At 41.2% G+C, this 19,051-nt stretch carries 18 protein-coding genes, 2 tRNA genes and 1 pseudogene; 11 read left to right on the top strand and 10 right to left on the bottom strand.

Annotation, left to right across the window (positions count from 1 at the left end):
* Window positions 1-42: 42 nt before the first annotated feature.
* On the top strand, window positions 43-690 hold the full coding sequence (locus DK207_RS14245; RefSeq protein ID WP_109441753.1) for a sterol desaturase family protein: 648 nt from the start codon (window positions 43-45) through the stop codon (window positions 688-690).
* A gap of 300 nt (window positions 691-990) precedes the next feature.
* On the opposite strand, the gene hisF is transcribed toward DK207_RS14245, so the two are convergent.
* Complete coding sequence (gene hisF, locus DK207_RS14240; protein ID WP_004641438.1) at window positions 991-1,749, bottom strand: imidazole glycerol phosphate synthase subunit HisF; 759 nt, start codon at window positions 1,747-1,749, stop codon at window positions 991-993.
* Between the two features lie 112 nt (window positions 1,750-1,861).
* Here hisF and DK207_RS14235 point away from each other — a divergent pair, with 112 nt between their 5' ends.
* The 3 genes from DK207_RS14235 to DK207_RS14225 are packed head-to-tail and all read left to right on the top strand — an operon-like array spanning window position 1,862 to window position 3,868.
* Window positions 1,862-2,812 (top strand): homoserine kinase, encoded by a 951-nt coding sequence (locus DK207_RS14235; RefSeq protein WP_109441752.1) that lies wholly within the window; start codon window positions 1,862-1,864, stop codon window positions 2,810-2,812.
* Window positions 2,813-2,821: 9 nt separating this feature from the next.
* On the top strand, window positions 2,822-3,439 hold the full coding sequence (locus DK207_RS14230; RefSeq protein ID WP_109441751.1) for a DUF1294 domain-containing protein: 618 nt from the start codon (window positions 2,822-2,824) through the stop codon (window positions 3,437-3,439).
* Between the two features lie 36 nt (window positions 3,440-3,475).
* On the top strand, window positions 3,476-3,868 hold the full coding sequence (locus DK207_RS14225; protein ID WP_017395074.1) for a DUF4870 family protein: 393 nt from the start codon (window positions 3,476-3,478) through the stop codon (window positions 3,866-3,868).
* 35 nt (window positions 3,869-3,903) lie between these two features.
* On the opposite strand, the gene DK207_RS14220 is transcribed toward DK207_RS14225, so the two are convergent.
* The 6 genes from DK207_RS14220 to hisB all read right to left on the bottom strand — a co-directional run bounded on the left by DK207_RS14220 (window position 3,904) and on the right by hisB (window position 9,295).
* Window positions 3,904-4,788, bottom strand: coding sequence for a DMT family transporter (locus tag DK207_RS14220; RefSeq protein ID WP_109441750.1), 885 nt, complete (start codon window positions 4,786-4,788; stop codon window positions 3,904-3,906).
* Entirely contained in the window at window positions 4,775-6,229 is a 1,455-nt protein-coding gene (locus DK207_RS14215) for a SulP family inorganic anion transporter (protein WP_109441749.1), read from the bottom strand. The genes DK207_RS14220 and DK207_RS14215 overlap by 14 nt, the downstream gene beginning before the upstream one ends.
* Window positions 6,230-6,465: 236 nt before the next feature.
* Complete coding sequence (hisA, locus tag DK207_RS14210; RefSeq protein ID WP_005087083.1) at window positions 6,466-7,197, bottom strand: 1-(5-phosphoribosyl)-5-[(5-phosphoribosylamino)methylideneamino]imidazole-4-carboxamide isomerase; 732 nt, start codon at window positions 7,195-7,197, stop codon at window positions 6,466-6,468.
* Window positions 7,198-7,365: 168 nt separating this feature from the next.
* Window positions 7,366-7,899, bottom strand: coding sequence for a DUF805 domain-containing protein (locus DK207_RS14205; RefSeq protein WP_109441748.1), 534 nt, complete (start codon window positions 7,897-7,899; stop codon window positions 7,366-7,368).
* Window positions 7,900-8,084: 185 nt separating this feature from the next.
* A complete protein-coding gene (hisH, locus tag DK207_RS14200; RefSeq protein WP_109441747.1) occupies window positions 8,085-8,702 on the bottom strand; it encodes an imidazole glycerol phosphate synthase subunit HisH in 618 nt (205 codons plus the stop codon).
* Window positions 8,702-9,295: an imidazoleglycerol-phosphate dehydratase HisB gene (gene hisB / locus DK207_RS14195; RefSeq protein WP_109441746.1), complete on the bottom strand. Its 594-nt coding sequence runs from the start codon at window positions 9,293-9,295 to the stop codon at window positions 8,702-8,704. The genes hisH and hisB overlap by 1 nt, the downstream gene beginning before the upstream one ends.
* A gap of 104 nt (window positions 9,296-9,399) precedes the next feature.
* Between hisB and DK207_RS14190 the strand changes: the two genes are divergently transcribed.
* The 5 genes from DK207_RS14190 (at window position 9,400) to DK207_RS14170 (ending at window position 11,678) form a co-directional block, all read left to right on the top strand.
* Window positions 9,400-9,777: a GNAT family N-acetyltransferase gene (locus DK207_RS14190; RefSeq protein WP_109441745.1), complete on the top strand. Its 378-nt coding sequence runs from the start codon at window positions 9,400-9,402 to the stop codon at window positions 9,775-9,777.
* A 103-nt stretch (window positions 9,778-9,880) separates the two neighbouring features.
* Window positions 9,881-9,956, top strand: a tRNA-Phe gene (locus tag DK207_RS14185).
* Window positions 9,957-10,091: 135 nt separating this feature from the next.
* Window positions 10,092-10,167: transfer RNA gene (locus DK207_RS14180), tRNA-Phe, on the top strand.
* A 262-nt stretch (window positions 10,168-10,429) separates the two neighbouring features.
* Window positions 10,430-10,876 carry a hypothetical protein gene (locus DK207_RS14175; protein ID WP_109441744.1) on the top strand — a complete coding sequence of 149 codons (447 nt, stop codon included), beginning with the start codon at window positions 10,430-10,432 and terminating at the stop codon, window positions 10,874-10,876.
* Window positions 10,877-10,958: 82 nt separating this feature from the next.
* Window positions 10,959-11,678, top strand: coding sequence for a hypothetical protein (locus DK207_RS14170; RefSeq protein ID WP_109441743.1), 720 nt, complete (start codon window positions 10,959-10,961; stop codon window positions 11,676-11,678).
* A gap of 147 nt (window positions 11,679-11,825) precedes the next feature.
* On the opposite strand, the gene DK207_RS14165 is transcribed toward DK207_RS14170, so the two are convergent.
* The 3 genes from DK207_RS14165 to ompR all read right to left on the bottom strand — a co-directional run bounded on the left by DK207_RS14165 (window position 11,826) and on the right by ompR (window position 15,699).
* Entirely contained in the window at window positions 11,826-13,340 is a 1,515-nt protein-coding gene (locus tag DK207_RS14165) for an acetyl-CoA hydrolase/transferase family protein (protein ID WP_109441742.1), read from the bottom strand.
* A gap of 121 nt (window positions 13,341-13,461) precedes the next feature.
* Window positions 13,462-14,916 (bottom strand): ATP-binding protein, encoded by a 1,455-nt coding sequence (locus DK207_RS14160; RefSeq protein ID WP_109441741.1) that lies wholly within the window; start codon window positions 14,914-14,916, stop codon window positions 13,462-13,464.
* A gap of 18 nt (window positions 14,917-14,934) precedes the next feature.
* Window positions 14,935-15,699, bottom strand: a complete 765-nt coding sequence (gene ompR, locus DK207_RS14155; protein WP_109441740.1) for a two-component system response regulator OmpR — start codon at window positions 15,697-15,699, stop codon at window positions 14,935-14,937.
* A 387-nt stretch (window positions 15,700-16,086) separates the two neighbouring features.
* Here ompR and DK207_RS14150 point away from each other — a divergent pair, with 387 nt between their 5' ends.
* Together DK207_RS14150 and DK207_RS14145 are read left to right on the top strand one after the other, a co-directional pair.
* Window positions 16,087-18,441, top strand: coding sequence for a Tex family protein (locus tag DK207_RS14150; RefSeq protein ID WP_109441739.1), 2,355 nt, complete (start codon window positions 16,087-16,089; stop codon window positions 18,439-18,441).
* 101 nt (window positions 18,442-18,542) lie between these two features.
* Window positions 18,543-19,051 (top strand): annotated as a pseudogene (locus DK207_RS14145) (hypothetical protein); the annotation flags it as partial.

Genomic DNA, 19,051 nt, shown 5'->3' with positions numbered 1-19,051 from the left:
TTTATATCTTAAATAAGAAGAAGGAAGTATCAGGAGAAAACCATGTTCAAGGGGTTCATCGCAGGTTTGGCAGTTGCCAATGCATTTGAGTGGTTTGCACATAAATATATTTTGCATGGTGTTCATCGGCCAGGACAGCCACGTTATAGCCCTGTACCAAAAAGCATGGAGTCACACTGGGCACATCATCGTGAAGTCCGTAAACAGGAATTTTCGGATGAATGCTATGTACAAGGATTCGAACATTGGCGTACCCGTAATGAAATCATGTCATTGGCCGTTGTAGCTGGAGTGGCAAGTGTGGCGTTCTATCCATTTTCAAAAGGAATGTCGCTCGCTGCACTTTATAGCGCTGGGAATTATTATTATGTACATCGTCGTGCGCATTTAGAGCCAGACTGGGCAAGACGTACCATTCCTTGGCACTATGATCATCATATGAATTCAAATCAGGATGCTAACTGGTGTGTGACTCGACCATGGTTTGACTACGTCATGGGAACGCGGGTGGTATCTTCTGCTGACTTAAAAGAAACCAATCCACTGGGCTTGCCATTGCCAGCGCCTATTTCTAAAGTACTAACGCAAGCCATTGAATCCATTTTTCCTGCTAAATGGGTGGAGCAAAAGCCGAAATTAGTGACTACCACTCAGGTAAAGGACACCAAAACAGTATCAGTGGCATCTTGATGAAAAATGCAAAGAAGGTATTTGGGATGAAATATGATGATGACCATGTGCTTATGTCGTGAATTGTCAATAATATAGGGTTTTACTGTCAATATTTACCACTTGATTATCGCTATGTTAGTGCAAGCAGCGTGAATGTTTCAGATTAATCCAGTGTTATTGTTGTTGAAGTTACCCTCTGGCGTTGAATAAACGCAGTTTCTATACCTTGCATAGCAAGGTATTTTTTTGACTAAAATTTCTCAATAAAAAACCTCCCAAGCGATCATGCTGGGAGGCTGCTGTTTATCACTTTAATGCTTATAAACGCATTTCAATGCCTTGATCAGCCAGATATTGTTTCGCTTCTGGAATAGTATGTTGACCAAAGTGGAAAATAGAAGCTGCCAATACTGCATCTGCGCCGCCTTTTAAAATCCCATCTGCTAAATGTTGTAAGTTTCCAACGCCACCAGAAGCAATGGTTGGAATGCTGACACGATCATTAATTTGGCGCATCAAGGCAATATCATAGCCTGCTTTAGTGCCATCAGCATCCATACTGGTAATTAACAATTCACCCGCACCGAAGTCTGCCATTTTGACCGCCCATTCAATGGCATCGATACCTGTTGGCTTGCGGCCGCCATGGGTAAAGATTTCCCACTTATTTTCGCCTGTTTGCTTGGCATCGATTGCGACCACAATGCATTGCGCACCAAAACGTTGTGATGCTTCTTGAACAAACTCAGGCGTAAACACTGCCGCTGAGTTAATACTGACTTTGTCCGCACCTGCGTTGAGCAATAAGCGAATATCTTCAACCTTACGAACACCGCCGCCTACAGTTAAAGGAACAAAGACGCTTTCAGCCATTCGCTCTACGGTACGATAGGTCGTATCACGTCCATGATGGGTGGCAGTAATATCTAAAAAGGTAATTTCGTCGGCACCTTGTTCGTTATAACGACGAGCAACTTCTACAGGATCACCTGCATCACGAATATCAAGGAATTGAACGCCTTTGACGACTCGACCATTATCAACATCTAAGCAAGGGATAATACGTTTTGCGAGCATAAAATTTTCCAAAAAATCGCCAATAAAGAAAGGAGACCGACTTAGGTGCTACACCTTCATGGTGGGAAAGGGTATTCTATCAAACTTCACAGCTATTTTTTGCAGGTTTTCCATGTCGGTTTATACCCCGTTGAGTTTAGATGAAGTTCAAGCCTTTGCTGAGCCTTATGGTTTGGCAGTGATTGATCTGATTCCAATCCAAGGCGGTATTCAAAACACCAATTATTTTTTGGTGGATCAAACACAAAAGCAATATGTTTTGACAGTATTTGAAGAGTTAGATGCGGAAGGTGCAGGTGAGTTGGTCCCTGTATTGGACTGCTTGGGTGAGGCTGGTGTCGCTGTCGCGGTACCACTCAAACACCATGGTCAAGCAATTCACAGTATTGCAAACAAACCTGCCCAAATTGCGCCACGTTTGATGGGTGAACATCCTGAAGATGCCACCATAGAGCAGATACAAGCGATCGCTCAAGCACAAGCTAAAATGCATTTGGCTTTAAAAGATTTTCCTTTAGTTCGTGATTTTAATCGTAACCATCAGTATTGGACTGACGTTGCTGAACAGTTGAAACCTCACATGGGTCAAGCGGATCAGGATTTATTGGCACAGGTTTTTCAACAATTTGCAGAAATTACCCAACAGCATCCAGATCGCCCAACAGGTTTTATTCATTCAGATTTATTTCGAGACAATACGCTGTTTGAAGGCAATCAATTACAGGGCATTTTAGATTTTTATGAGTTAAATCAGGATGAATGGCTGTTTGATATCGCGATTAGTATCAATGACTTTTGTACTGCCTATCCGCAAGCTCATCTTGATCAAGCCAAAGCCGACGCGTTTTTGCAAGCTTATCAAACGATTCGTGAGCTCACCCACGATGAGAAAGCGTGTTTAGATGTATTTTTGGCGATGGCTGCATGTCGTTTTTGGAGTATGCGTTTGCAAGTTGCGCAAAAAAATGCAGCACATGGACGTACAGGTGGCGATATTTTGCAAAAAGATCCAATGGAAATGCGCATGATGTTGCAAGACCGTTTACAACATACCACAGCTTAGGAAGAAGTGATGCGAGATCAAGGTCGATTAGTCGAATGGTTTGATGAAAAAGGCTACGGCTTTATTCAGCCTAATGATGCATTTAAAGATCGCGTTTTTTTGCATATCAAAGACTTTGCTCGTCCTGGGCCGCGTCCTATTGTGGGGTGTGCGTTGGAATACCTCGTGATTCTGGATGAGCGCGGACGTTATCGTGCACAGCAAGTGACCTATTTGAAAGCATCACAAGTGATTGAGCATAGAGCAGCGCCGAATAAGCTTAAGCAGAAGCAGACATGGACGCCGATGAAAATTGGGATTTTGGTCTATATCTGCTTTATGGTTGTTGCCAGTTTAGCCAAATGGCTACCGCCGTATAGCTTACTGTTTGTAAGCTTGATGAATGCGCTGAGTTATTGGTTATATGCTCAAGATAAAGAAGCGGCGCAGTTGGGCAATCGCCGTGTACCTGAACAGACTTTACATATTGTCGATGCTTTGGGTGGATGGTGTGCTGGTTGGTATGCTCAGCAAAAACTGAGACATAAAACACAAAAACAACCGTTTCGTCAGATTTATTTCTGTACCATAGCTTTTCATATATTGTTGATATGTTGGTTAATTTCTCCGCTTAATGTTTTTTACTAAATTAAGGGGAGTTGGTTCGTACTGGAGAAATAAAAAATGAATTATTCTGTTGATCAAGATCCGAATCGCACCTTGACCTTAATTCTTTATGTGCTTTATATCATTGCGATTTTTACTGGTGGTTTGTTGGCAATAGTGGCTTTGATCATTAACTATGTCAAACGTCGTGATGTGCAAGGTTCTATTTTTGAGAGTCATTTTACATGGCAGATTCGCACTTTCTGGTGGTATCTGGCATGGAATATTATCGCCTTTATTCCGTTCCTTTTCCTGTTTTTTACAGGTGATAATCCAAACGTATTTGCAGGTGTTGCACTTTCTGCGGTCACATTTGCCTTTGCTGTGGTGTTTGTCGCATGGATTTGGATTGTATATCGCGCCATTCGTGGTTTGATTGCACTTAATGATAATAAACCAATGTATTCGTAATTTGTACAATTGCTAGATTGGTGAAAGAGAGCTTTTTAGCTCTCTTTTTTATTTTCAAAGAATTTAAATTTTAATTCACTGATCAATACCCCTAAAACCACAAGCAGTCCACCGAACAAAGCCAACAGTGGTAAGCGTTCACCTGCTATCCGTCCAAATAACCCTGCCCAAACGGGTTCACCCGCATAAATTATCGCAGCGCGAGTTGGATCAACCATTCGTTGTGCCCAATTCATGACAAATTGAATCAATGCACTTGCCAGTCCTAATCCAACTGCAATGAGGAGTAATGGCCATGAAAATGCAGGCAGGTGATGTTCACCCACAAACGGCATGCAAGCAAAAGACAAAACCGAGGCAACGATGAGTTGAACCACGGTGACGCGTCTTAAATTGACCTTGCCAGCAAAAAAGCCAATCAAGATAATTTCTAAAGCAATCACAAATGCACAGATCAAAGTCAGGACTTGCCCATAACTCAAGGTGATACTCGAAAAACCATTACCGGTTAGCAACACCAAACCGAGAAACGCCAAAGCGGTACCGATCCATGTCATCAAAGAAGGACGCTTCTGAAAAATAATCCACATCAAAATTGGGACTAAGGGAACATACAATGCCGTCAAAAAGGCAGACTCACTGCTGAGTATGCTTTGCAAACCAATGGTCTGTGTGCCGTAACCAATTGCGATCATGACCCCAATTGCAGTTCCAGCAAAGGTTTCTTTGAGTGTTAAGCCTGTCATTGATTTTAATGAAATCAGGAGGATTGCGAATGCAGCCACTGCAAAACGACAGCCAACGAAAAACATTGGCGTACTAAAATTCAGTGCATATTGCACTGCTAAAAATGTCCCGCCCCAAATGACGGTAATCAAAATCAGCGCCAATTGGGGAAGATAAGAATTAGATTTTTGCATGTGTACCGTATTTATCAATCATGATCGAGCTGGCCTCATTTAAACCACGAACACTGACTTGAACACCATTGCGTTGGAATTTATTCACAACGGAATCCAGCATCGCCACAGAGGTAACATCCCAAATATGAGAATGTGTTAAATCAATAATGACGTCATTAATATTCTCTTTAAAGTCAAAACCCTGCATGAACTTTTCTGCTGAGCTGAAAAAGATTTGTCCTCGGAGATCATAAACACGGGTTGAACCTTCGAGATAACGTTCTACACGAATGTCATTTTCCAATTTATTGGCAAGGAATAGCGCCGAGAGGAGTACACCTGTGAGCACCCCGAGTGCGAGATTGTGGGTTGCCACAACAATGATGACGGTTGCGACCATGACAACGTTGCTGCTTTGCGGATTTTCTTTGAAACTGGTGAGCGATTTCCATTCAAAGGTACTGATTGAGACCATAATCATGACAGCAACCAAGGCCGCCATTGGAATAACTTTCAGCCAATCGCTAATAAATACCACTAAGATCAGAAGGAAAACACCTGCTGAAAAGGTAGATAACCGTGTTAAACCACCAGATTTGACGTTAATCATGGATTGCCCAATCATGGCACAACCTGCCATACCCCCCATAAAACCTGAAGCGATATTGGCAATACCTTGACCTTTACACTCTTGAAATTTATCACTCGGTGTATCTGTCATTTCATCCACAATCGTGGCGGTCATCATGGACTCAAGTAAACCGACTGCCGCAAGTGCAATCGAATAGGGCAAGATGATCGTCAATGTTTCAAGGTTTAAAGGAATATCAGGTAACAAAAACACAGGAAGGGTATCTGGTAATTGCCCCATATCCCCAACAGTACGAATATCAATACCGAAGCTGATCGCGAGCAGGGTAATGATGATGATACACACCAATGGAGAGGGAATTAATTTGCCGATTTTAGGTAATAAAGGGAATAAATAAATAATGGCTAAACCCAATGCAACTAAGGCATATACATGCCAAGACACATTAATGAGTTCAGGAAGTTGCGCCATAAATATCAGAATGGCGAGGGCATTTACAAAACCAATCACCACTGACTTGGAGACAAATCGCATTAACTTAGCCAGTTTTAAATAACCCGCAATGATTTGAATTACCCCAGTCAGTATGGTGGCAGCAAGTAAGTATTCTAAACCATGCTCTTTGACTAAAGTGACCATGAGTAAAGCCATCGCACCCGTGGCAGCGGAGATCATGCCTGGTCTACCACCAACAAATGAGATCACCACGGCGATACAGAAGGAAGCATATAAACCAATTTTGGGATCTACACCCGCGATGATGGAAAATGCAATGGCTTCAGGGATCAGCGCCAAGCCGACCACCAGGCCTGCCAGGACATCGCCTCGGATATTAGAGAACCATTGTTCTCGTACATTGGAAAACATAGAAATAGCCTATTTTAAAAAATATTTTAAAGGCTAGTGATGTGATATATAACAAACACACGACTACACCACATCACTAGACAGTGATGAGTTATTTACAAAAAGGGGGGCTGTAAAAACTAGGGTGGCGTAAGTGTCATTATAAAATTGAAGAGCAAAATAAAAATCGAGGCAAGGATAACATTTAAGCTTAAAAAGCTCTAGCCATTATTTAAATCACTAGAGCTTCTGATCGATTATAGGCGGTCTTCATCCAGCAATAACTGCGCTTCACGAAGATTCAATGTACCCTCATAAATCGCACGTCCTGTGATCGCGCCTAAAATGCCTTTTTGACCTTTTAGATTACGTACATCATCTAAGTTGGTGACACCGCCTGAAGCGATCACTGGTAAGCCAGAATATTGCGCTAAGTTTACAGTTTGCTCTACGTTGACGCCTTGCATCATGCCATCACGTGCAATGTCGGTGTAAACGATGCTAGACACACCCGCATCAGCAAAGCGTTTCGCTAAATCAGTGGCTTTTACATCGGTGACATTTGCCCAACCATCAGTTGCCACCATGCCATTGATCGCATCAATACCCACAATAATATGACCTGCAAAGCGTTTGCATGCTTCTTCAACAAACTCAGGCTCTTTCACGGCTTTTGTTCCGATAATGACAAAAGTTACGCCAGCATCAAGATAGTGTTCAATGGTTTCAAGTGAACGAATACCACCACCGATTTGAATCGGAAGTTCAGGTTGCGCACGTGCAATCGCTTCTACAACTGGCTTATGAATCGGTGTACCTGCGAAAGCACCATTTAAATCAACTAAGTGTAAACGACGTGCACCTTCATTGACCCAGTGTTGTGCAGTTGCCACAGGATCATCTGAGAAAACGGTATCGTCTTCCATACGACCTTGTTTTAAACGAACACATTTGCCATCTTTCAGGTCAATTGCAGGGATGATTAGCATGCTTTCGCTCCTTGCGACATCATGGAGTTTAAATTGACTACATATTAGCAAAGTTATTGCTCAATCGCTAAGCTTTGGACGTTACACGACTGCATCTTTCTGTAGATTTTATGCTTATAAAAAAGCCAAGCATCATAGCTTGGCCGATTGATCTAGCGAGAAGAAATATTATTCAGCATCGTATTGTTGATATTGCATTTGAATCTGTTGGCTTCGCTCAACATAACTTTGATAAGCTGGGATTGCAGTAGCCGCTAAAAATACAATACTAAGAGGTAAAAGGATAATATATATCCATGCTAATACTTTTTCCCACCCTTTCGTGATACGAGGAGTGCCATATTTATTTGAATCTGGGTCGCCTTTCGCACAAATTAAATAAATGAAAAAGAAGAAGTTTATTAATGGGATAAGCATTAAAAGTGATAGCCAGCCTGTTTGATTGCGGTCATGTAAACGGCGAATTGAAAAAACGAAGCTGAAGTAGATCATGGCTATGTAAACAATAACAAAGAGTGCACCTAAGATATATACAGCTGAACTTGTTGATGAAGTATCAAAAGCAGGGATAAATATTGCAGCGATAATACCTAAAATGAATACGAAGACTGCGAGTAACATATTCCAGCCTAAATAAGATAGTCGGCCAAAACGTCCACTTGCACTAAAACCCGAATCATTTGTTTGAAGATGAGATGACATTTTATTTTCCTGTAGTCGCTGATTTTTTAAAATTAAATTTTTAAAAGATAACTTGTTTGGTTTTTATTCAAAGCGTTTGCATAATAAGCAAAAAATAATTGAAAATAAATAGAAAAGCCTATAAAAAATCAAGCCGACATAAAGTGGCTTGATTTTGAATATTTAAAAAAATATTTTGAAAAGAATTAAATCTTCCATTCCACAAAGTTTTTTAACAACTGCAAACCAGCGGTATGGCTTTTTTCAGGGTGGAATTGAGTGGCAAATAAATTATCTTTGTGAATCGCAGTACAGAAATTCACCCCATAATCGCAAGTTGCAGCGATCACAGACGAGTCGTTTGGCTCAACATAATAACTATGTACAAAATAAAAACGCGCATCTTGCTCGATGTTGTTCCACATCGGATGGCTTGGGTCAAGTTGATGCACTTGATTCCACCCCATATGTGGAACTTTTAAATTTGGCATTTCTGGGAAATGCTTCACCACACCATCAAATATACCGAGCGCAGCAACACCACCATTTTCTTCTGATGTTTGCAACAAGGCTTGCATGCCTACACAGATGGCCAACACAGGCTTGTTAAAAGCAGCCTGACGAACCACCTCATCAATGCCTGCTTCATGCATGCCCTGCATACAGTCACGCATGGCACCCACACCGGGAAATACGATTTTATCTGCTTTCGCGACTAACTTTGGATCGTTAGTGACATCAACAGTTGCGCCGACATGTTCAAGTGCTTTCGCAGCAGAATGTAAATTGCCCATGCCATAGTCAAGTAAAGCAATACGAGTCATTACAAACTACCTTTGGTTGACGCAATGGTATTTTCGGCACGCGGATCAACTTCGCACGCCATACGCAACGCACGTGCCAATGCTTTAAACACGCTTTCAATTTGGTGGTGACTATTTTTACCTTTCAGATTATCAATATGTAAGGTCATCAATGCATGATTGACAAAACCTTGGAAAAACTCTGAAAATAAATCGACGTCGAATGTTCCGATACGGGCACGTGTAAATGGAATGTCCATAAACAAACCAGGGCGACCAGAAAGATCTACCACAACACGAGATAAGGCTTCATCTAAAGGTGCATAAAAATGACCGTAGCGTTTTAAACCTTTTTTATTGCCTAAAGCTTGAGCAAAGGCTTGCCCCAAGGTGATTCCACAATCTTCAACAGTATGGTGATCGTCGATTTCTAGGTCACCATCGCAATGAATATCGATATCAAATAGACCATGGCGCTTGATTTGATCAATCATATGGTCTAAAAATGGAACTCCAGTGTTGAGTGTGCCTTGACCAGTACCATCGAGATTGAGACGAACTCGAATTTTTGTTTCGTTGGTATTTCTTACCACTTCACTGATACGTTGCGTCATGGACACGTTCCTCAAAAAACGTCAAAAATGATTGAATTAAAAACCAATAGTTTCGCTGTGACGAAAAAGTGACAGCATCATAGTTTGCTCAGGAGGGTTAATCAATGCCTATTAGCGTACATGCTTACAGTTCACTAGAAAATCTAGGAATACGCACCCAGCTAGAGCGACTTTATGACACCAGCCCAGAGTTTGGTGATGGGCAAGATGCTGTGGAGCAACTTGAACAAAATCTACAGCAATATACCACAGTTTATACCGCTGAATTTAACAGCAAAATTATAGGTGCAATTTGGGTGACAGGACAAGGTGAAAGCCGAGTTTTGGAATATGTGGTCGTGCACCCTGCAAATCGTGGCCGTGGCGTAGCTGAACGCCTTGTGGAAGAAGTGTGCCGTTTCGAAGAAGAGCACGGGGTAAAGGTATTTGAACCCGGGTGTGGTGCAATCCATCGTTGCTTATCGCATATTGGCAAAATTTAATGAGTTTGGATAATGGGTGTTGCAGCAAAATTAAACGCTCAATCGAAAAATCCAGAAATATGCTTGACGGATTTTGACAAACATTGTTTAATACGCCCACTTTGGCGCGATAGCTCAGTCGGTAGAGCAACGGATTGAAAATCCGTGTGTCCCCAGTTCGATCCTGGGTCACGCCACCATAGATTCAAATTTCAATCCCTGATCCCATCAGGGATTTTTTTTGCCTCATGTTTGCCTGAAAAATAAGCATTTAAATCAAAAGCTCAGGATATTGATTGACTATTTTGGCTAGATACGGCTTAATACACGCCATTGGCGCGATAGCTCAGTCGGTAGAGCAACGGATTGAAAATCCGTGTGTCCCCAGTTCGATCCTGGGTCACGCCACCATATTCAAAAAGCCCCAAACAAAAGTTTGGGGCTTTTTTTATTGTCTTGGTTTGATTTGAAAAATAGTTTTTGACTCTTTGATTAATTTATTTGATTGATTAATCATGTACCCTTACGCTAATCTTCGGCATGTATTTCGCTAAGTGTGCTTATGTGAAACGAATTGAATTCAAAAAATAATAAGCGTGCGAAATCCAAAAATTGAGTATAAAAACTCAAACGAACAAAACTTTAAATTAGATAAAATGATAAAGGCCTTAATATGTTATCCAAAATCAAATTAGCGACTGCTGCATTATTGTTAGGTGCTTTAACGGCATGTGGAGGAGGGGATGGTGATAATTTTAATTCTTCTTTCTCTAAAACAATTAACAAAAATGGAGTGACTTATATCTGTAAATCTCAATCTGCGGCAAATGCATGTGAAAACAATAATGACTGTTCAGCTTGCGAGACATCAACGCCAGGCGTTGTAATTACTGCGCAGTGTGCCACCAGTATGGATACGACGACGGTCACACAAAATGGCTGTATCGCTACGCTTGGTGGAAAACAGCAAACAGGTGTTTGTATCAGTGGTGGAACGAGTACCGCGTTAAGATTGCTGACAGGTACAGGTTATAGCAAACAAAAGGTATTGGCAGAGGGTGCTTTATTTACCTCTGGTGGTGACTTGATTATCAACGGCACGACGATTAAGTGTGCGTAAAAATTCAAACCATGCTTAGTGGTTATTAAACCAAGCTTAGCGATTAAAGGTGACGTGTTCACCTTTAATTTTGGGGTCCGTCATGGAAAAGTATTTATATATTTTATTCTTAATCATTGGGTTCGGATTGGGGTATTTGGTAGCTGATTTTAAGCAAATCGTACCTTCATTGGCGCCCCTCGATAAACATGTACAGAATACACCGATGGTCGTCAACGATTTACAAGCAATCGTCGCTTCAGTGCCATCACCGATAACCAACAGCGCAACATCATCAATCAAGACCTTGTCAGAGCAACAACGTGAACAAGTGTCTAAAATTATTGAAAATGCATCTGAACAGCAAATCGATGAATATTTAAATAAAGCTTTTCCCAAACAGGATTTCACTGCGATCCAAAATAAAAAATTGTTTGCTCAACGGGCTTTAGAAGAATTGAGTTCGCATAATGATCAACAGACTTTATCTGGTCGTTTAGTATTAGGATTTACTCCTGTGATGCCGCAAATCTCTGAAGATTTAAGTCAGGTCCATTCAAATCAAAGCATTTTTGCGCATTTTGATACCTTGGGTAAGTTCCCTGCGGATGAGCAAATATTTATTCGTTGGTTAAATCGTGACACTGGCGAAGTGTTGATGTTTACCCCCCGAAAGATTACCCAAGATGTTTCCCAGAACTGGGTTAGTGCTGCGCCTCCAGCTGGGTGGCAAATAGGTACTTATGATGTCAAGGTTTATCAAATGCACGATCAACTTAAACCAATTGCTCAAGCAAGTTATCGGATTGTTGAGGTTCTATAATCGTATATCTGTTTATGAACGCTATAAATTTTAAGATTGTTGGTTTTATTGAGAATTTCGGTGATGACCGTGACTTAAATTGGTTTGGAATAACGTAGACTAAGGAAGTGGCTATATAGCGGACTTCCTCAATCTTAAATACCGTTTTTAAGCTGTTTTAGCAATTGGAGAAGCGTTGAGCATGTGTCCCGTTTCTTCAAAATTCGCATGCCATGACAGGGCTTCACGTAAAATATGAGGCGTATGTCCACCACGTTCACAAGCACGATCAAAGTAATCATTTAATGCAGCTTGATAGAGAGGATGTACGCAATTGTCGATAATCACGCGAGCACGCTCACGCGGGGCTAAACCACGTAAATCCGCCAACCCTTGCTCGGTTACTAAAATATCCACATCATGCTCACAATGATCGACGTGGCTTGCCATAGGGACAACTGACGAAATATCACCGCCTTTAGCAATGGATTTGGTCACAAAAATAGCCAAGTGTGCATTACGTGCAAAATCGCCCGAACCGCCAATTCCATTCATCATTTTAGTGCCGCAAACATGCGTTGAGTTTACGTTTCCATAAATATCAAATTCAAGCGCGGTATTGATCCCAATAATGCCTAAACGACGTACGATTTCTGGATGGTTTGAAATTTCTTGTGGGCGGAGTACCAATTTGTCTTTGTATTGATCTAGATGACCAAAAACACGCTCGCCGCATTTTGCAGAAAGCGTAATCGAGCTGCCTGAGGCAAACTTGATTTTCCCTGCATCAATGAGTTCAAAAGTACAGTCTTGAAGTACTTCTGAATACATGACTAAATCTTCAAATGGAGAATCTTTTAGACCAGTGAGCACAGCGTTGGCGATTGAACCAATGCCTGCTTGTAACGGCCCTAAATTTTTAGCCAAACGCCCCGCTTCAACTTCTTTTTCAAAGAATGAAATTAAGTGATTGGCAATCGCCTGCGTTTCTGCATCTGGTGCAGTCACTGTTGAAGGGGAGTCCGCCGTGTCATTGAAAACGATCCCTACAATTTTAGCGGGATCAATCGGGATCGCTGTTGAACCAATACGATCATCGACTTGGGTTAACGGTACTGGCGTACGCGTTGGACGATAAGTCGGAATATAAATATCGTGTAAACCTTCAAAGTTCTCACTTAATGATGTATTGATTTCGACAATCACTTTTTCAGCAAAAATCGCAAAACTTGCCGAATTACCCACAGAAGTGGTCGGGACGATATGCCCCTGTTCAGTAATCGCAACCGCCTCGATGACGGCAATATCTGGGCGTTTAAGCTGTTGATTACGCATCTGTTCAACAGTTTCAGACAAATGCTGATCAACAAACATGACCTCACCATTGTTGATGGCGCGACGTAAAGTGTTGTCCACTTGGAATGGCATGCGACGCGCCAATACACCTGCTTCAGTCAATTGCTTATCTAAATCGTTGCCTAAACTTGCACCCGTAATTAACGTGATTTTTAACGGATTTTTTTTGGCACGATTAACCAATGCTTGCGGAACGGCTTTTGCCTCACCTGCACGGGTAAAACCGCTCATGCCAACTGTCATATCATTTTCAATAAAGTTGGAAGCCTGATCAGCACTCATAATTTTGTTATGTAGGCTGTGAAGGCGAATGCGACTTAGTGACATCATCCATTCTCAATGTTGCTTTTTATCAGCAATGGATTTTATCCCTAAAATGTGAAAAGTGTATTGAATTTAGGCTAAGGTCTAAGGTGAATAACAATATATTTGATCAGAAATTGTCTGATTAAAAGTGTCCCGTTAGTGTTTGTCTAATTTTATCAATGGTATTACTTTGTGGTTCATCTGATTCAGGCGATGGGATCGGTAATGAAATCACAACTTCTAAACCACCTTGCTCACGGTTACGAATATTGATCTGACCTTGATGAATATCCACAATTCGTTTCACGATTGCCAATCCCAGTCCACTGCCTTGGATTGTTCGTGCCGAATTACCACGCACGAACGGTTGCATCAGTTCTTCAACTTGATCTGGTGGAATACCCTCACCATGATCCGCAACAGTAATCAGAATATGGTCATCGACATGGCTTGCTGAGAGTTCAATTGGTTCTGAACCATAACGTTTGGCGTTATTCAATAAATTCGCAATCAATCGTTTTAATGACAAGCTACGTGCAGGAATAATCGGCAATTCTTGCATTTCAAACTGGATGTCGAGAGGCTGGAATTGCACCACCAGTTCTTGTAATAAAGTATTGATATTGGTGTCGCTGAGTTCTTCATCTGAACCATCACGCATATACGAGATGAATTGATTTAGGATCGCATCCATATCATCAACATCGTATACCAGACCTTCACGCAAAAACTCATCAGGTAACATCTCAGCGGTGAGACGGATACGTGTTAGTGGTGTACGTAAGTCATGCGAGATACCAGCTAGCATGATTTGACGATCACGTTCGGTCTGCTCAAGCGTATACACCATATGGTTAAAGGCTTGGTTCACTTGACGAATCTCAAGTGGGCCGTGATTGGTATCAAGATAAGGGGATTTGCCTGTTTTACTATAGGTATTCGCCGCATTTTGTAAACGTCGTAATGGACGATTCATCTGGCGAACCAAAATTAAGATAATAATTGAGGAAAGAATTGGGACACCGAATAGCCACGTTGCGATGAGCTCAACACTATAGTTGACATAGGTTTTTAGGGGTTCACGAACCCAGTTGCCATTCATTTCTGGGGTTTGAATCCAGATCCGTGGAATCGGTTTAAATTTAAAATAGACAGTAACGTCATCTACACCTAATTCTTTGGCTAGTTTTTCCTCGATTTGATTGGTGAATAGTTCAGCTAGAAACTTATCTTCAACTTTTGGAAACTCTCTAGGATCGGTAATGTATTCAATGCCGATCCGATTTTTAAGCCATGTATCCACATCGACTTCGGTATCACGATGCAAAATACGGATATCAGGATTGTTAACCAGTTCAAGTTCAATCGCGAGATAGCGTGCATGTTGCTGTAATTCAGGTAAATAGAGCGTACGCCAAAAGAACCATAACGACATAAAAAGACTGAAAAAAACCATGAGCAATACCAAGATCGTGGTACGCATGGCTGCGGAACGAGGTTTGATTTTATCTAAAAAGCGTTCCCATTTGGTCCGTGGCCGCTCTGAATAGGCCACAAAATCAGTAAACTCTTGTGGGTCGATAGGTTCAAGTTTCAACGTCTAAATTTCCTGAACTTATTCAGCACCATCTGGAACAAATACATAGCCTACACCCCAAACGGTTTGGATGTAGCGAGCACGAGCAGGGTTGTCTTCAATTAAACGGCGTAAGCGAGAGACTTGAACGTCAATTGAACGTTCCATTGCACCCCATTCACGTCCGCGGGCCAAGTTCATCAACTTATCACGGGTTAGAGGTTCACGAGGATGTTGAACCAATGCTTTTAATACCGCGAATTCACCTGTGGTTAAGGTGACGACCTGACCTTCACGGGTCAATGTGCGAGTAGAAAGATCGAGTGCCCAAGGACCAAAGCTGACCACTTCAACCTGTTGGCTTGGTGCGCCTGGGACTTCGCGCACTTGGCGGCGTAATACCGCACGGATGCGAGCAAGTAACTCATTTGGGTTAAATGGTTTTGGCAAGTAATCGTCAGCACCTGCTTCTAAGCCAGCAATACGATCAGAGTCGCTACCACGAGCTGTCAGCATGATGATTGGTGTATCAATATTGGACTGGCGTAAACGGCGGCAAATACTAAGACCGTCTTCAACAGGTAACATAAAATCAAGAACAATCAGCGAGAATAATTCGCGTTGCAGCAAACGATCCATTTGTGTTGCGTCATGGGCTGTTTTAACGACGAAACCTTTATCTTCGAGGAAGCGTTGTAAAAGTGTACGCAAACGCACATCGTCATCGACCACTAAAATGCGTTCGACGCGGTCTGTTTCATGTTGAGCAGTTTCCGTCGATTCGGCAGGTACAACTAAACTCATGCTGTGCTCCTTTATCGTTTATTGTCATCGTCTTTATGCAATGCTATGGATGTATTGATATTTCAATTATGAAGTATCCGTAGACCCACGAGTATACGATTCATTGTACAGATTTGACTATGTTATAAAGCAACAAATATTGCCAATAAAATCAAGAGAAAGATACCAAATATATACAGGTGAAAATATGACAATCAACCTATTTTTCAATAGATAGGCAAAAAAAGCACGGTATTTTAGAAACATTGGTGAATTAGCATAAACTCTAGGGTTTTTTACAAAGGAATGGAGCTTGTGCACAATATTTTAAAAAAACAATAGTGGATTTTATGGTCATGAACTTTATAATCAGTGCTTTTAGACTTAACCCTTGTGGAATCAATCACGATGACTGACATAGTTCAGCAGTTGGCAAATGAACTTGCCGTACGTCCAAACCAAGTAGAAGCTGCTATTCGTTTAATTGATGAAGGCGCCAGTGTTCCTTTTATCGCACGTTACCGTAAAGAGGTCACGCAAGGCTTAGACGATACTCAATTGCGTCAACTCGATACACGTCTAACGTATTTGCGTGATTTGTATGAACGTCGTGAAAAAGTGATTCAGTCTTTAACAGAACAAGACAAATTAAGTGATGATTTATTGGCGCGTGTAAATGCAGCTGAAACGAAAAATGCACTCGAAGAAATTTACGCGCCATATCGACCAAAACGTACCAGTAAATCTTTTAAAGCAAAAGAAGCGGGTTTAGGTCCGATTGCAGAAAAAATTATTGCAGAACAAATTGATCCAACGGAAGCGTTGGCTGGGTTTAGTCATGAAGATTACCCAGATGTTGAAAGCCAGCTTGATGCGATTCAACATATCTTGATTGATGATTGGGCACAAAATATTGCATTAACCACTGAATTAAAACAAACTTTTTCTAAAACTGCCGTACTGAAAAGTGCAGTCGCTTCTGAAGAGAAGAAAGAAGTTGGTAAGAAATTCCGTGATTATTTCGAATTTTCAGAAAATCTTAATAAAGTGCCTTCACATCGTTTATTGGCAATGTTACGTGGCCGTCAAGAAAATGTTTTAGGCTTAAAAGTAGATGGTGAAGATGATGCACCATTGGCGCGTATTGAAACTGAATATAATCTTGAACAAATTCAACCACAAAACCGTCAGGACTATTTAAAGCAAACTGCAAAATTATTCTGGCTGGGTAAGGTGCGTCCTCAAATTGAGCATTCATTACTCACGGATAAGCGTTTGGCTGCTGAAGCTGAAGCGATGGATGTGTTTGCTGAAAATTTACGTCACTTACTACTTTCTGCCCCAGCAGGTAGCCGTACAACATTGGGTGTGGATCCTGGTATTCGTACAGGAGTGAAGCTTGCTGTGGTGAGTGATGCGGGTGATGTTCTTGCGCACAGCACCATCTATCCTTTCGCACCAAAAGAAGATAAAGAAGGTTCAATTGCAGAACTTGCACGTTTGTGTCGAGAGTTCCACGTGGAACTTATTGCGATCGGAAATGGTACAGCAAGCCGTGAAACCGAAGCAGTTGTTGCAGAAATGATGGCTGCAAATACAGATCTGAAATTAACACGTATTACCGTAAGTGAAGCAGGTGCATCGGTTTACTCTGCAAGTGAGTTGGCTGCACAAGAACTTCCTGAACTTGATGTTTCTATTCGTGGTGCAGTTTCAATTGCACGTCGTTTGCAAGATCCGTTGGCTGAGCTGGTAAAAATTGATCCAAAATCAATTGGTGTAGGTCAGTACCAACACGATGTAAACCAAACAGGTTTAGCAAAAACACTAGATGCAGTTGTTGAAGACTGTGTGAACGCGGTCGGTGTGGATGTGAATACCGCGTCACCAGCAATTTTGGCGTATATTGCAGGCTTGAACAAAGCAATTGCTCAGCAAATCGTTGAATACCGCAAAGAGCACGGTCGTTTTGATAACCGTCAAGCTTTGAAAAAAGTACCACGTTTAGGTGAGCGTACTTTTGAACAATCCGCAGGTTTCTTACGTGTTCAAAATGGTTCTGAGCCATTGGATGCCTCAGCAGTTCACCCTGAAAGTTATGGTTTAGTGGAAAAAATCGTTGAAGCAAAAGCAACTACAGTAAAAGACATTATTGGCAATACTGAAATCATTCGCCAAGTCAAAGCGGATGAGTTTGTTGATGACAAATTCGGATTACCAACGATTCAAGACGTTTTAGCTGAGTTGGAAAAACCAGGCCGTGATCCACGTCCAGAGTTCCGCACCGCGAAGTTCCGTGAAGACATCACTGAAGTTGCCCAACTGACTGAAGGTATGCAGCTTGAAGGCGTTGTAACCAATGTGACCAACTTCGGTGCGTTCGTGGATGTGGGTGTACATCAAGATGGTTTAGTGCATATTTCTGAACTTGCAAATGAATTTGTTTCTGATCCACACAAAGTAGTGAAACCAGGTCAAATCGTCCAAGTCCGTGTGATGCAAGTGGATGTGGAGCGTAATCGCGTCAACTTGAGTATGCGTGCAGAAGGTTCTGCACCTGCTAAAGCACCACGTCAGCAACGTGCACAACAGGATCGTCCTGAACGTTCAGAGCGTAAGCCTCAAGGTCAACGTCCGCCACGTAAAGACGGTGACTTTAAGCGTCCGCAACATAACAAGCCAAAAACTGACAAGCCACAAGAGCAAAAAATCGGTGGTTTGGGTGCCTTGTTATTACAAGCAGGCATTAAAGGCTCTAAGTAATTAAGGCTCTAAATAATTGTTGTATAAAAAAACCTCTTTAGGGAGGTTTTTTATTTGAAAATTTTAGAATAATTAATAACTTGAAAATAATTGGTAATTTTATGAATGAGAAATTTAAATTAGTGCTTGAGTATCTTAAGTATCAAGGAATTGTTAAAGGGAGATTTGAGGATAATGAGGATACTCGTAATTTAGTTTTTACAGATACTGAGTTTGATAATATAGTTAAATCTCTTGGTAAGGTTAGTGCTGATTTAATTAATGCAGTAAAGTCTCAGAAAAACAATAAAAATCAAAATGAAAATAATGAGGAGGTAGATAAAAAAATAAGATTTTATGAAACACAAAGTAAATTTTTCTCTAATCTTTGGTTTGGTCTAGTTTTGTTGAAAATTATAGACTTATATTTGTTGAATAAACTTTCGAAGGAGAGATTTATTCACCTAATTGGAGAAGTAAGTCATAATAAAAGTACTTTTTATTATAATTTATCTTTTATATTATTTAGAAAGGTGTATAAGGATAAGTCGGATGATACATTGGAGTTCGTTAAGCTTGTGGTTGATGAACTTTTTAATATTGATATATTAAATGTTTGTACTCATTTTAG

Origin of the sequence: Acinetobacter haemolyticus (genome assembly GCF_900406815.1) — a bacterium.
GTDB lineage: Bacteria > Pseudomonadota > Gammaproteobacteria > Pseudomonadales > Moraxellaceae > Acinetobacter > Acinetobacter haemolyticus_A.
This window is presented reverse-complemented; position numbering and strand designations above follow the sequence as displayed.

Coding starts and splice junctions, on each gene's coding strand:
- DK207_RS14245 (WP_109441753.1), top strand. CDS start 43: ATGTTCAAGGGGTTCATCGCAGGTTTGGCAGTTGCCAATGCATTTGAG.
- hisF (WP_004641438.1), bottom strand. CDS start 1,749: ATGCTCGCAAAACGTATTATCCCTTGCTTAGATGTTGATAATGGTCGA.
- DK207_RS14235 (WP_109441752.1), top strand. CDS start 1,862: ATGTCGGTTTATACCCCGTTGAGTTTAGATGAAGTTCAAGCCTTTGCT.
- DK207_RS14230 (WP_109441751.1), top strand. CDS start 2,822: ATGCGAGATCAAGGTCGATTAGTCGAATGGTTTGATGAAAAAGGCTAC.
- DK207_RS14225 (WP_017395074.1), top strand. CDS start 3,476: ATGAATTATTCTGTTGATCAAGATCCGAATCGCACCTTGACCTTAATT.
- DK207_RS14220 (WP_109441750.1), bottom strand. CDS start 4,788: ATGCAAAAATCTAATTCTTATCTTCCCCAATTGGCGCTGATTTTGATT.
- DK207_RS14215 (WP_109441749.1), bottom strand. CDS start 6,229: ATGTTTTCCAATGTACGAGAACAATGGTTCTCTAATATCCGAGGCGAT.
- hisA (WP_005087083.1), bottom strand. CDS start 7,197: ATGCTAATCATCCCTGCAATTGACCTGAAAGATGGCAAATGTGTTCGT.
- DK207_RS14205 (WP_109441748.1), bottom strand. CDS start 7,899: ATGTCATCTCATCTTCAAACAAATGATTCGGGTTTTAGTGCAAGTGGA.
- hisH (WP_109441747.1), bottom strand. CDS start 8,702: ATGACTCGTATTGCTTTACTTGACTATGGCATGGGCAATTTACATTCT.
- hisB (WP_109441746.1), bottom strand. CDS start 9,295: ATGACGCAACGTATCAGTGAAGTGGTAAGAAATACCAACGAAACAAAA.
- DK207_RS14190 (WP_109441745.1), top strand. CDS start 9,400: ATGCCTATTAGCGTACATGCTTACAGTTCACTAGAAAATCTAGGAATA.
- DK207_RS14175 (WP_109441744.1), top strand. CDS start 10,430: ATGTTATCCAAAATCAAATTAGCGACTGCTGCATTATTGTTAGGTGCT.
- DK207_RS14170 (WP_109441743.1), top strand. CDS start 10,959: ATGGAAAAGTATTTATATATTTTATTCTTAATCATTGGGTTCGGATTG.
- DK207_RS14165 (WP_109441742.1), bottom strand. CDS start 13,340: ATGTCACTAAGTCGCATTCGCCTTCACAGCCTACATAACAAAATTATG.
- ompR (WP_109441740.1), bottom strand. CDS start 15,699: ATGAGTTTAGTTGTACCTGCCGAATCGACGGAAACTGCTCAACATGAA.
- DK207_RS14150 (WP_109441739.1), top strand. CDS start 16,087: ATGACTGACATAGTTCAGCAGTTGGCAAATGAACTTGCCGTACGTCCA.